This is a genomic window from Acinetobacter sp. GFQ9D191M, assembly GCF_011174875.1.
Taxonomy (GTDB): domain Bacteria; phylum Pseudomonadota; class Gammaproteobacteria; order Pseudomonadales; family Moraxellaceae; genus Acinetobacter.
In genome coordinates this window covers 25,321-38,847 of record NZ_JAALGV010000031.1, presented here as the reverse complement: position 1 = coordinate 38,847, position 13,527 = coordinate 25,321, and the positions used below count along the sequence as shown (strand labels likewise).

12 protein-coding genes are annotated in these 13,527 nt (G+C 42.6%); 7 read left to right on the top strand and 5 right to left on the bottom strand.

Features of this window, described 5'->3' with window-relative positions; all coding sequences use genetic code 11:
• Positions 1-12: 12 nt before the first annotated feature.
• Positions 13-1,275 (bottom strand): carbohydrate porin, encoded by a 1,263-nt coding sequence (locus G5T77_RS06315; RefSeq protein WP_166139117.1) that lies wholly within the window; start codon positions 1,273-1,275, stop codon positions 13-15.
• A gap of 383 nt (positions 1,276-1,658) precedes the next feature.
• On the opposite strand from G5T77_RS06315, the gene mutM reads away from it, so the two are divergent.
• Positions 1,659-2,519, top strand: coding sequence for a bifunctional DNA-formamidopyrimidine glycosylase/DNA-(apurinic or apyrimidinic site) lyase (gene mutM, locus G5T77_RS06310; RefSeq protein ID WP_166139121.1), 861 nt, complete (start codon positions 1,659-1,661; stop codon positions 2,517-2,519).
• Entirely contained in the window at positions 2,516-2,800 is a 285-nt protein-coding gene (locus tag G5T77_RS06305) for a peptidylprolyl isomerase (RefSeq protein ID WP_004785172.1), read from the top strand. The genes mutM and G5T77_RS06305 overlap by 4 nt, the downstream gene beginning before the upstream one ends.
• Before the next feature lie 99 nt (positions 2,801-2,899).
• Here G5T77_RS06305 and mscL read toward each other — a convergent pair whose 3' ends face one another.
• On the bottom strand, positions 2,900-3,343 hold the full coding sequence (mscL, locus tag G5T77_RS06300) for a large conductance mechanosensitive channel protein MscL (RefSeq protein WP_159123684.1): 444 nt from the start codon (positions 3,341-3,343) through the stop codon (positions 2,900-2,902).
• Between the two features lie 152 nt (positions 3,344-3,495).
• Positions 3,496-5,331, bottom strand: coding sequence for a translational GTPase TypA (gene typA / locus G5T77_RS06295; RefSeq protein ID WP_004785176.1), 1,836 nt, complete (start codon positions 5,329-5,331; stop codon positions 3,496-3,498).
• Positions 5,332-5,493: 162 nt separating this feature from the next.
• Between typA and G5T77_RS06290 the strand changes: the two genes are divergently transcribed.
• From G5T77_RS06290 to G5T77_RS06280, 3 genes are all read left to right on the top strand, one after another.
• A complete protein-coding gene (locus G5T77_RS06290) occupies positions 5,494-6,864 on the top strand; it encodes a uracil-xanthine permease family protein (protein ID WP_166139125.1) in 1,371 nt (456 codons plus the stop codon).
• A 66-nt stretch (positions 6,865-6,930) separates the two neighbouring features.
• A complete protein-coding gene (locus G5T77_RS06285) occupies positions 6,931-7,965 on the top strand; it encodes a methyltransferase (protein WP_166139128.1) in 1,035 nt (344 codons plus the stop codon).
• Complete coding sequence (locus G5T77_RS06280; RefSeq protein WP_166139131.1) at positions 7,965-9,428, top strand: amino acid permease; 1,464 nt, start codon at positions 7,965-7,967, stop codon at positions 9,426-9,428. The genes G5T77_RS06285 and G5T77_RS06280 overlap by 1 nt, the downstream gene beginning before the upstream one ends.
• 55 nt (positions 9,429-9,483) lie before the next feature.
• Here G5T77_RS06280 and G5T77_RS06275 read toward each other — a convergent pair whose 3' ends face one another.
• Both G5T77_RS06275 and omp38 read right to left on the bottom strand, forming a co-directional pair.
• Positions 9,484-10,017: a peptidase C39 gene (locus G5T77_RS06275; RefSeq protein ID WP_166139134.1), complete on the bottom strand. Its 534-nt coding sequence runs from the start codon at positions 10,015-10,017 to the stop codon at positions 9,484-9,486.
• A gap of 103 nt (positions 10,018-10,120) precedes the next feature.
• Positions 10,121-11,170 carry an outer membrane protein Omp38 gene (omp38, locus tag G5T77_RS06270; protein ID WP_166139137.1) on the bottom strand — a complete coding sequence of 350 codons (1,050 nt, stop codon included), beginning with the start codon at positions 11,168-11,170 and terminating at the stop codon, positions 10,121-10,123.
• Positions 11,171-11,545: 375 nt separating this feature from the next.
• Between omp38 and G5T77_RS06265 the strand changes: the two genes are divergently transcribed.
• Positions 11,546-12,067, top strand: a complete 522-nt coding sequence (locus G5T77_RS06265; protein ID WP_166139140.1) for a GspH/FimT family pseudopilin — start codon at positions 11,546-11,548, stop codon at positions 12,065-12,067.
• Positions 12,068-12,179: 112 nt separating this feature from the next.
• A complete protein-coding gene (locus G5T77_RS06260) occupies positions 12,180-13,355 on the top strand; it encodes an acetyl-CoA C-acyltransferase (RefSeq protein ID WP_166139143.1) in 1,176 nt (391 codons plus the stop codon).
• Positions 13,356-13,527 lie beyond the last annotated feature (172 nt).

The following is a 13,527-nucleotide window of genomic DNA, read 5'->3' as shown; positions in this document are numbered from 1 at the left end:
ATTAAATTCTTTTTAGAAGATCACTCGTGTAGTCAAACCTAACACCAATGCATTATCCACTTGATTGCTAGACCCCGGATTTATAACGTATTGCAGGTTTGGACGTAGCATCAGCCATTTTGTTGCGTTATAGCTGTAGTTGAGTTCGATATTGTATTCGGCACTCGCATCATAAATTGGACGTGAATCTGCAAAGCGGTCATTTACATGTACACGATTAACCGCTAAACCCAATATATCATTCGGCTGGCTATCCACCAAACCAATATATTTCAGACCCAACTGTTGTGAATTATCTACTTTATTGGTATCACGATCATGCCAGGTAAAGTTAGCGAATGAGTGTAAACCCTGACGGTCATTACCCGTTGAAGTCAATTGCTGCTCTACAGCTAACCAGCCCGCAAAGGTGCGGTTTTTTCCTTCACCTGTCGCAACATCTTTCTGGTTGGCAACATCATCAGCAGTGTTATACATACCGCCTACACGATAGCTGCCAGGCAAACCATTTACCAATGATTTTGGTGTCCAGATTACTTCTGCAGGAATGGTCACACCATCAGCATTGTCGGTATCCAGACTCCAACCTTGACCTTCGGCTTTGGCATTACCATTATCTGGATTAAATTCATAAACACCGACTTGTACAGCAACTTCAGGATTTAACTGCTGTTTTACACGTGCACCCCATTGTGCGACTGGGGTATTCATCCAGATATTGCCCTGCCATTTACCCATCTGCGCAGCACAAAATGCTGTACTGGCAAAATCACAGGCCATCACATTAAAGTCCATACCGAGACCCAGACGACCAGCTTTAATGCTCAGTCCTTGATCCTTATAGTTCTTTTCAATTGAAAGTTCGGTTAAACGGCTGTCCTGGTTACCACGGCCAAATGTCCCTTGAACATTGGCCCATTGAGCTGCATCACCTTGTAAATCACGTACCGATGTACTTTGACCCTGACGCGCAGTCGCCACTGCACGAACAGTTACGCCATCCCAGCCAGCCAGTTTTTCCATGTCTAACTGTGTACCCAACCATAACTGTGCAGAAGTTAGAGGATCAGCCCCTTCATTACGTCCGCCATCAGCCAGATACGCTGTATCTGTCAGTAAGTTTGCTTCAAACTTGACACCTTGTTGAGCAAGTTCAGTACGTTTTCCATTCCAGTCACCTAATAGGTACTGTCCTTGAGGATCAAATGCAGATTCAGCCTGAGCAGAGGTCATGGCTGCCATCAATGGCAATAAAGCTAGACTTGACTTTTTCATATAAAACCTAAACATATGGAGAGAGTAAAGGCAGCCTGATGCATGCCCTGTATGACTTGATACAGAACGTTACATAACTTTTCACTTAAAAACGCAGCAATTTTTTTATTATTGGTAAAACTTTAAGTTATAAGAAAATATATTTTATATAACAATAAATTCTATATAATTTATATTTTTCAGTATGTTAAATACTAAAAATCAACCCATATATTTCCTATTTTTATTATTTGGATCTGAAACCATCTCAATATTAAAGTTTATTTTTTAACCAATTGTTAAAATATTTTTGAATGTCCTGCTTATAACTTCTATTCAAACAGGACTTGCATTCAGACTTAAAACACCCAATATTAGCCACATGATAATAGCTACCAAGTGTTATGCCTGAATTACCTGAAGTTGAAACCACCAAAACCAGCCTCCTTCCCCTTCTTAATCAGCAAGTGCTAAAAGTTGAAGTGCGTCAGCCTAGTTTACGTTGGCCGATTCCTGATGATCTCGCCCGTCTGCAAGGACAGCGCCTGCTACAGCTTACGCGTCGTTCTAAATATATTCTGGCGCAATTTGAACAGGATACGATGCTCTGGCATCTGGGTATGTCAGGCAGCTTTCGCTTGTGTGAAGCCAATGAAGAATTGCGCAAGCATGATCATCTGATTATCCAGTTTGAAGAGATCCAGCTGCGTTACCATGATCCGCGCCGTTTCGGCTGTATTCTCTGGTTAGACGCTCAATCACAAAGCAAACTGATTGATACGCTTGGGCCGGAGCCATTAAGCGATGCTTTTAATGCCGAATATCTATTTGAAAAACTAAAAAATAAAAACGTTGGCACCAAAGTTGCAATTATGGATAACCATGTCGTGGTCGGCGTAGGCAATATCTATGCAACTGAAAGCCTGTTCAATATGGGTATTCATCCAGCCCAGCCAGCCTCAAGTTTGAGTTTCGAACAGGTTGAAAAACTGGTGGTTGAGATCAAGCGCATTTTAAAACAGGCAATTGACCTAGGGGGTTCTACTTTACGCGACTATACCAATGCCATGGGAGAAAATGGTTATTTCCAGCAGACGCTGTTGGCTTATGGCCGTGCAGGAGAAATGTGCGTGAACTGCGAAACGACACTGGAAAATATCAAGCTCGGCCAGCGCGCATCCGTCTATTGTCCTGAATGCCAGCCGCTAAAAAAGGTAAAGCTTTCACCTAAGCGTGTGGCTGCTGTACGAGGTAAGAAATCATGAAGACTGCGATTGTCCGTCATATTCTGGTTAAGGATAAAGATACGGCTGAACAGCTTAAGAAGAAGATTCTGGCAGGTGCAGATTTTTCTAAGATTGCCAAACAATATTCGACCTGTAACTCTGCCAAACGTGGTGGTGAACTCGGTGAAGTAAAAAAAGGCCAACTTGTTCCAGTGATTGATAAACTGGTCTTTACTGCTGCAGAACATGTTCTGCATGGCCCAATCAAAAGTCAGTTCGGTTTTCATTTGGTAGAAATTAAGTTTCGGATGGATTTTTAATTCCTTTAGGGTTCCCTCTCCTCTCAGGAGAGGGTTAGGGAGAGGTCAGAAAATAAAAAAACGGCGCTTATACGCCGTTTTTTTATTTACTCCAAAAGCTTAAGCTTCCGGACGTTTTTTTAGCTCATCACGAATTTCACGTAACAATGCAATATCTTCCGGAGTCGCTTCAGGTTCAGGCGCTGCTTCTTCTGCTTTATCACGGCGCAGTTTGTTCATCAGTTTCACCAACCAGAATACAACCCATGCCAATAACAGGAAGTTAATGAGAATGGTCAAGAAATTACCATAAGCAAAGACATTCAGACCGGCTGCCTGTGCTTCAGCCAGATTGGTCACATTATTTGGATTATCGCCTAACACGACAAACCAGTTAGAGTAATCAACATCACCACCCAAGATCCAGCTCACGACAGGCATGATGATATCTTTCACCATAGAATCGATAATTTTACCAAAAGCACCGCCAATGATCACACCCACTGCGAGATCCATGACATTGCCTTTTACCGCAAATTCTTTAAATTCTTGAATAATGCTCATAAAGTCACCAGTATTTTTATACAATTTTGTGATGGATTATACATTAGTTAGGGATTTCTATTTAAAACTAATTTATTAAGTGTATGTAATTTCTACCCAATAAAAAAGCCGCTGAACTGATTCAGCGGCTTTTTTCGTATCAGTGACCGGTCTTATTTAGAACGGTTACGTTTACGTTCGTTTTCAGTCAGGTAACGTTTACGGATACGGATTGACTTAGGTGTTACTTCAACTAGCTCGTCATCTTCAATGAATTCAAGCGCTTGTTCTAGCGTGTATTCAAGGTTTGGAACAAGAGTCAATGCTTCATCAGTACCAGACGCACGTACGTTAGTTAACTGTTTCGCTTTAGTTGGGTTAACCACCATGTCGTCAGAACGTGAGTTGATACCTACGATCATACCTTCATAAACTTCTAACTGTGGTTTAGCAAACAGACGACCACGGTCTTGAAGTGTGAACAGTGCATAGCCCAGGCAAGTACCTTGAACCATAGAAATCAGTACACCGTTTTGACGTTTCGCAACAGTACCTTGTTTAGCAGGACCGTAGTGCGAGAAGCTTGAAGTCATGATACCAGTACCAGAAGTCATGGTCATGAATTCAGAACGGAAACCGATCAAGCCACGTGAAGGAACAGTTGCTTCAATACGGATACGGCCTTTACCGTCAACTTCCATATTGGTCATTTCGCCTTTACGGTGACCCATTTGTTCCATTACAGAACCTTGGTGCTGTTCTTCAACGTCAAACGTTACGTTTTCGTACGGTTCTTGCATTTGACCGTCGATTTCTTTCATGATCACTTGTGGACGTGATACACCAAGCTCGAAGCCTTCACGACGCATGTTTTCGATCAGTACAGAAAGGTGAAGCTCACCACGACCAGATACTTTGAAACGGTCAGGACTGTCAGTATCTTCAACACGAAGTGCTACGTTGTGGATCAATTCGCGGTCAAGACGCTCACGGATATTACGTGAAGTTACGAATTTACCTTCTTTACCAGCGAACGGAGAGTTGTTCACCTGGAAAGTCATAGACACTGTAGGTTCATCTACAGAAAGTGCTGGAAGCGCTTCAACATTTTTAGGATCACAAATTGTATCTGAAATGTTCAGTGCATCGATACCAGTTACACAAACGATATCACCTGCAGAAGCTTCTTCAATATCAACACGTTCTAGACCATGGTAACCCATGATTTTCAAGATACGGCCGTTACGAGTTTTGCCTTCTTTGTCGATGACAGTCACAGGAGTGTTCAGTTTTACAGAACCGCGCTGGATACGACCAACACCGATTACACCTACGAAGCTGTTATAGTCCAAAGATGAAATTTGCATCTGGAATGGACCGTCAACGTCAACTGCTGGTGGCTCAACGATGTCTACGATTGTTTGGAACAATGGAGTCATGTCGTCAGCAAGTTCTTCTGGAGAAGGACCAGCAACACCACGAAGACCAGAAGCATAAACTACTGGGAAGTCTAACTGTTCGTCAGTACCGCCAAGGTTGTCGAACAGGTCGAAGACTTGGTCGATTACCCAGTCTGGACGCGCACTTGGTTTATCAACTTTATTGATAATTACGATTGGTTTCAAACCACGCGCGAACGCTTTTTGCGTTACGAAACGGGTTTGTGGCATAGGACCTTCTTGTGAATCTACAAGAAGCAGTACGCAGTCAACCATCGACATTACACGTTCAACTTCACCACCAAAGTCGGCGTGTCCCGGGGTGTCCACGATGTTAATACGGTATTCTGTATCTGTACGTTTATCTAACCACTTGATTGCAGTGTTTTTTGCAAGAATGGTAATACCACGTTCAGATTCTAACGCGTTCGAATCCATGACACGCTCGATCTCACCCGCGCGATCACCGAGAGCACCTGATTGTTGCAAAAGTTTGTCTACAAGAGTGGTTTTACCATGGTCGACGTGCGCGATAATGGCAATGTTACGGAGAGTTTTAATATCTGACATGTAAATTCGATACGTTTTAAATTTGAGGGCAAATTATACAGAAAAATACAAACTTTTGACAGTGACTGTTTGTAGAGAGCGTCAATTTTTTTTCCAATTACTTTTGTAATGACGTGTAACTCGATTAGAATAGCGCCACCCAGCCTTAATTTGCATTGACACATGTCTGATTTTAATCAATCTCCTCTTTCTAAAGATCAACTTGACCTTGTCTACGGCCTTGAAGATCGTCCTAAACCGTTTATCGCATTTTTAGCCGCATTCCAGCATTTATTGGCCATTATTGTCCCAATTGTAACGCCAGGTTTACTGATCTGTCTGGCACTTGGGGTCTCCAAAGAAGATACCAACATGATCTTGTCCATGTCTTTGGTGATCTCTGGTATCGCAACTTTCTTACAATCCAAGAAAGTGGGGCCCTTTGGCGCAGGCTTGCTGATTGTTCAGGGTACAAGTTTTAACTTTATTGGCCCAATCATCGGGATCGGTTCAGCGATGGTCGCTGCAGGCACACCGGTAGAAGCGGTGATGGCTTCGATCTTTGGTGTAGTGATTGCAGGTTCATTTATTGAAATGGGCGTGTCACGCATTTTGCCATGGGTGAAGAAACTCATTACTCCACTAGTAACGGGTATTGTAGTTCTATTGATTGGTTTAACCTTGATTAAAGAAGGTCTGATCAGCATGGGTGGTGGTTATCAAGCCATGGGTGACAAAACTTTCGCCAATGCAGATAACCTGATCATGTCATGTACCGTTCTGGCATTAATTATTTTACTGAACCGTGTACGCATCACTTGGGTAAAAAGCTCAGCAATTCTGATTGCACTGGTTGTGGGTTATATCCTTGCCGGCTTTATGGGTCATCTGAACTTTGATGGTTTAAAAGATGCACCTCTGGTTCAGATTCCAACCCCAATGCATTTTGGTTTAAGCTTCTCCTGGAGCCTGTTTATTCCAATGGCATTCATTTATCTGGTGACTTCACTGGAAGCCATTGGTGATATTACCGCCACATCAAAATTATCGAATCAGCCAGTCGATGGTCAAACCTGGATGAATCGCATTAAAGGTGGTGTATTGGTGAATGGCGCTAACTCCCTACTTGCAGGCTTATTTAATACTTTCCCAAGTTCAGTTTTCGCACAAAATAATGGTGTGATTCAGCTGACTGGTGTAGCTAGCCGTTATGTCGGGATCTGGATCGCAGCACTCCTCGTGATTCTAGGTCTACTGCCTGCTGTTGCAGGTGTGATCCAAGCCGTTCCTCAAGCTGTGCTTGGTGGCGCAGTGATGGTGATGTTCGGTGCAGTCGCTGCATCTGGGATTAATATCCTGTCTGGTATTCACTTAGACCGTCGTGCCCTGCTGATCATTGCAATTTCGCTTGCACTTGGCTTAGGCGTTGCACAGGTACCTCAGATTCTGGAACATCTTCCTGAATTATTCCGTAACATCTTTAGCTCAGGTGTTGCGACAGGCGGTATTGCAGCCCTCATATTGAATATTGTACTTCCTGAAGTAAAGAAGTAATTTCATGTCCAAAGAACACTGTCTGAGTTGGACTCGGACAGTGTTTTTTCTATTGGAGAGAGATCTATGGATCCTAAAAGCGAAGTTTTATTAAGACAATATGATTATTTGTCTGGTCGCGTATTGCTGGTGAATGCACCGACCGATGAGCTTCTTGCTGAATGTGGTGAATCTATCCAGCCCTTTGTTTGGACATGGAATTATAATGATTTTCAATATTTCCAGTCACAGCAGGCCCAGGTTCATTTCGGCGCAGAATTTCCTGATCAGGAATTTGATCAGGCGGTTATTTTCGTACCTAAATCAAAAGAATTATTGAATTATCTGATTCACAATATTGCAGCCCGATTAAAACAAGGCAGCAGTGTTTTTCTGGTGGGTGAAAAGAAAGGTGGTGTAGAGCGTGCGGCAAAGCAGCTACAGGCTTATGGTAAACTCATCAAGCTCGACAGCGCACGACATTGCCAATTGTGGCAATTGACTCTAGACTGCACGGTCGAAGCAAAAGCGTTGGCAGATTGGGCACAGACCTATACAGTTGCGACACCAAAAGGTGATTTGCAGATTTGTGCACTTCCAGGTGTATTCAGTCAGGATCATCTGGATGTAGGAACAGCGGTGTTCTTACCCTATTTATCTCAAGTGACCTCAGGCAAGATTGCCGACTTTGGCTGTGGCGCAGGTGTGATCAGTGCTTATTTAGCCAAACTGAATCCTGAGAACCGTATTTTTGCTCTGGACGTAGATGCCTTTGCCTTGGCTTCTACCCAAATGACATTTGAGAAAAATCAGCTCAGCCCTCAGCAGCTGGAAATTAAAGCTGTGTCAGGTATTGAAGATGCACCGCTTTTTTTACATGCCATTGTCAGCAATCCCCCTTTCCATCAGGGAATCCAGACCAACTATGCGGCCAGCGAAACTTTATGCAAGACTTCGCGTCGTCATCTCAAGTCTGGCGGTGAATTATGGATTGTGGCAAACCGCTTCTTAAATTATCCAATTTTAATTGAACAAAGTTTTGGCCAATGTACAGTCAAAACTGATCAACAAGGTTTTAAAGTGCTCTTCGCCAGCACTCAAAAAAATGCTAAGGAATCATGATGAGCGAAACTCAGAACAGCGTGCAGCTGCAGCGTAAGCTTGGTGCTCGTCATCTCAATATGATCGCGATTGGCGGGTCTATCGGTACAGGTTTATTCCTGGCCTCAGGTGCGACTATTGCCAGCGCAGGCCCGGGTGGCGCACTTCTCGCCTATGCCCTGATTGGCGTAATGATTTATTTCTTGATGACCAGCCTTGGAGAACTTGCGACTCATAATCCGACCTCGGGCGCATTCTTTACCTACGGCACCAAATATGTCGAAGGTGGTTTTGGTTTCGCTTTAGGCTGGAACTACTGGTACAACTGGGCGATTACCGTTGCCTTTGAACTGGTTGCCGTACAGTTCATTATGAAATTCTGGTTCCCTGATATTCCGGGCTTTTACTGGAGTGCGATCTTCCTCGCTGTGATCTTTGGGATTAACGCTCTCACAGTAAAAGGTTTTGGTGAATCAGAATTCTTCTTCTCATTAGTGAAAGTTCTGGCAATTATTGCCTTTATCATCATCGGGATCTGGATGATTGCCAAGATCATGCTCACACCGGGTGTTTCGGCATTTGCAAACTGGAGCGTAGGTGAAGCGCCTTTTGTAGGCGGTTTCCAGGCCTTGATTGGTGTTGCCATGATTGCCGGATTCTCGTTCCAGGGTACCGAGATGGTTGGTGTAGCGGCTGGTGAATCTAAAGATCCGCAAAAAACCATTCCAGTCGCGATCAAGCAAATCTTCTGGCGAATCCTGCTGTTCTATATCGTATGTATTTTCATTATCGGTACATTGGTTGCTTATAATGATCCGCGTCTCTTACAGGCAGCTGCAACTGAAGATATTGCCCTTTCTCCATTCACTTTATTGTATGAGAAAGCAGGTTTTGCTTTTGCAGCCAGTATGATGAATGCGGTAATTCTGACTGCGATTCTGTCTGCAGGTAACTCAGGCATGTATTCTTCGACCCGTATGCTGTTCGATATGGCACGTAAAGGCAGTGCGCCTAAGCTGTTTGCCCATCTGGATCCACGCGGTGTACCGATGAATGCCCTGTATGCGACCACGGCGATTGCGGCACTATGCTTCCTGACCACATTCTTTGGCGAGCAGGAAGTCTTTAACTGGTTGCTGAATATGTCAGGTATGTGTGGCTTCATTGTCTGGCTCGGAATTGCGATCTCACATTACCGCTTCCGTAAAGGTTATCTGGCTCAAGGCTATCAACTTGAAGGTCTAGCCTATAGAGCTAAATTCTTCCCGTTCGCGCCTTGGTTTGCCTTCGTCCTTTGTTCAATTGTTGTTCTAGGTCAAAATTATCAAGCTGTCCTAGATGGTGAGTGGTTGGCTGTCCTTTCTACTTATATCGGTATTTTATTATTCCTGGTGATCTGGCTAGGTTATAAGTGGAAATATAAAACCAAACTGGTTTCCTATCAGGAGATGGATGTTCGACCGATGAATATTGAAAAACACTAATATCTCACCTTTATTAAAAAAGCAGCTCAAGTAGCTGCTTTTTTATATTCTGAAATCAGCTATGACGCATGACAAAATTACGGTCATCAATCACGATGACTTGCTGACAAATACCTTTTACTCGACGCTGCTGTTCGAAAACTTCTTTAGACATAGCATTAAAACTATCAAAGAAACTGATTTCTTTTTCATTGATTTCATAAATTAATGAATGGTTCCCTACCCCTTCCAGCGTATCGTAGAACACGATTACAAAACGGCCTTTATCTACCGATTTTTGAATATCTGTATAAGAAAGTGGATATTCATGAACAGACACTTTGAGTTCTTGTGCTTTTTGATAAAACTGGATTTCAAGCGGCTGTTTATCGGGATCAGTTTCTGTAAAAAATTCAACATCAAGCCCTAGTGTTTTAAGTGCAACAGCGAGTGCAATACTTGAAGCTCCCATCTCATCATTATACTGTGTCAATTGCACCAGATCAGGAATATGCAGATCTATTCCATAATGATGAAAAACCATCCAGATTGCATATATACCACTATTAGCTTCCAGACTTTGTAAGTCTTGAGGGAGTTCTATACTCATGCTTTAACTCCAAATCAGTTTCGAGCAGCAAGTGTATGCAAAAAACAGCCATAAAAAAAGCGACTCAAAGAGTCGCTTTTTTTAATCACTGTTCAATAACGAATTATTGAGCAGCTGGTTGTTCAGCTAGAACAGTACGGCTACCAGTGATTGTCGCGAATACACGACGGTTCATAGCACGACCTTCTTTAGTGTTGTTGTCAGCAATCGGTTGATCCCAAGCGAAACCTTGAGTAGACAAACGAGATGCATCTACGTTGTATTCGTTAACAAGTGCAGATTTAACAGAGTTAGCACGAGCTAGAGATAAACGTTCGTTCAATGCACGTGGACCAGTGCTGTCTGTGTGACCTTCGATACGAGCAGTTGCGTTTGGATATTCAACTAGCTTCTCAGCAACTTTCGCGATTTCTGGTTTGTATTGGTCTTTGATGTTTGATTTATTCGTATCAAAGAACACGCGAAGTTCCATGTTCAGGTCTTCAGTCAACTCTTGTGGTGCTGGAGCTACTGGAGCTACTGGCTCAACTGGAGCAACTTCTACAACGTCAGCAGCTGGTTTCAAACGACCACCTAAAACTACGTTAAGACCAGCAAGTGCTGTATAGTTCCAGAATTTTTCGTCAAAGTGATAAGTACCACGAGCTTCAGTACGTAGCGCTAAAGCATCGTTGATGTGCCAGAATGCACCGATACCAGCATTACCTAGTGTACCTTCTTCTTCATCACCACGTCCACCACGCGGCACATCATCAAATTTATATTTGTAATGACCAGCACCTAACAATGCATATGGTTTGATTTTGCTGTCATAGTTGCCAGTGAACACATCAGAAGTTGCATAGAAGTTACCTGCAATGTTCTGACCTTTGTATTCTGAACCAGGATTAACACTTTCTACATCACCTTTAACCTGGCTATATTCAGCTTCGAAACCTAACCATGGAGTTAGTTCAACACCAATTGCAGCACCTACAAACAAATCATCCTGTAATTCAGGACCACTTGTTAGTTCACCATCATTACCGCCATTGTTGTGTTGGGTGTCTTGCCAAGTATAACCTAACATTAATGGAGTAACAGTTACGCCTGCGTTTGCAGCAGCAAAAGGAGCAGCTACAAGCATTGCTAAAGCAATACGACTCATTTTCATGGATTTATCCTCCAGAGATAACAATTGTTGTTCAAGCTCAAGCCTTCTAATAGGCCATTCTGAGATAGGCTTTTTTTACCCCAGTGTTATTTTTAAGCTATTCACTGCGCATCATACAAACACTTTATTATTTTTCCAAGTGCTTGATTAATCTAATCAAGTAAATTATTGACAAAATTACTTACAATTTCCGTTGTAATTCAGTAATTTTTTACTCAATTTTTTGTTGTGAATCGCCTATTGTCATTGCCAATTTATTTTTAAGCGCCTTTTTGAATTTTGAGTAAGGCATTTCTTACTCGCTCAATTAAGCATAAAAAACGCACAATTAATAGCATGTTTCAAATAAAAATAATATATAAATCAGGTAACTCTATGTATAAAAAGATAACAAGAGCGTTCACTATTGTTGAGTTAATTATCTGTATTGCCCTTATCGCAATTGTGGTCACAATTGCCTTGCCTTACTTTCATGATTATTTATCCAAGCAGGAAGCCAAAAATATTCCGATGAAACTTACAGCAACCAATCGTTATGCACGCAGCCAGGCAGCTGTGTTTCACCAGAATATTGTGATTTGTCCCAGTCAAGATTCATTAACCTGCCAAGCAAACCAATGGAATAAAAATTTGCTGGTATTTATTGATAAAAACCGTAATCGTCAAGTCGACAATGACGAACAAATTTTACACATTGAACAACTTAATCTTAAATACGGTAACTTGAGTTGGCGAGGTGCTTTAAGTATGCCGAACGTAACTTATCAAGCCCTGACGGCTTTACCAATTGGATCGAATGGCAGCTTTTATTATTGTTCTACTCACCTTGCATCTCAGCAACGTATTGTCTTGAATAAAATGGGACATATCCGAATCGAACATCTGGCCTCCTGTTAATAAAACCCTAGAGTCTATGATTTATCCAGATTAGGACTTTAATCCTGTACTTTTTTCAATATACTGCTTAGGTTCGAGAAAAAATGATCAAAACTTATAGGGAGATATAACAATGACTGACATCGTAATTGTCAATGGCGCACGTACAGCGATGGGCGGCTTTCAAGGTAGCTTGGCTAGCGTTACTGCACCTGAACTGGGTGCTGCCACCATCAAAGAAGCGATTGCGCGTTCAGGCTTGCAGCCAACCGATATTGAAGAAGTCATTATGGGTTGTGTACTCCCGGCAGGTTTAAAACAAGGTCCTGCCCGTCAAGCGATGCGTAAAGCGGGTCTGCCTGATTCTACAGGTGCCGTCACCATCAATAAATTATGTGGTTCAGGCATGAAAGCAGTTATGCAAGCGGCAGATATGATTAAGGCAGGTTCTGCAACTTATGTGGTTGCAGGTGGGATGGAATCCATGACCAATGCGCCATATGTATTGCCAAAAGCGCGTGGCGGTTTCCGTATGGGTCATGGTGAAATCAAGGATCATATGTTCCTCGATGGCCTGGAAGATGCCGAAACTGGTCGCCTGATGGGTTCATTTGCTCAAGATATGGCAAATAGCAAAGGTTATACACGTGAACAGATGGATGAATTTGCAATCCGTTCACTGAAACGTGCTCAAACTGCAGTCAATGAAGGCTACTTTGCTGATGAAATCGTGCCAGTCACTGTTTCCACCCGTAAAGGTGATGTAGTCGTTGATAAGGATGAGCAACCATTCAATGCCAATATTGACAAGATTCCAACTCTACGCCCTGCTTTTGCAAAAGACGGGACCATTACGGCAGCAAATGCCAGCTCTATTTCAGACGGTGCCTCTGCCCTTGTGCTGACTTCAAGCGACAATGCAGCAGCTAAAGGTTTAGCGCCTTTGGCTAAAATCATTGCTTATGCTTCAAACTCCCAGCATCCATCTGAATTCACGATTGCGCCAGTGGGTGCGATTCAGAAAGTTCTGGATAAAACTGGCTGGAAAGCTGAGGAAGTTGACCTTTGGGAAATCAATGAAGCGTTTGCTATGGTCACCATGTGCCCAATGGATGAGTTCAAGCTTGATCCTGAAAAAGTCAACATCAATGGTGGTGCATGTGCGCTCGGTCACCCGGTTGGTTCTACAGGTTCACGTATTATCCTGACCTTGATTCATGCATTGAAACGTACAGGCGGTAAACGTGGTATCGCTGCGCTATGTATTGGCGGTGGTGAAGCAACTGCGGTCGCAATCGAACTGATCTAATTCTTTTATAATCAATTCGTAGAGAGGGCTTTTATAGCCCTCTTTTTATTTTATAAATATTTCATTTTTTTATTATCTATCCATAAAGTAAATTCTTTTAATTACATTTTCATAAAGCTTCTTTATCAATCAGATTCAATTCAGGGCGTAAATTAAAGGGATTCAGAATAAG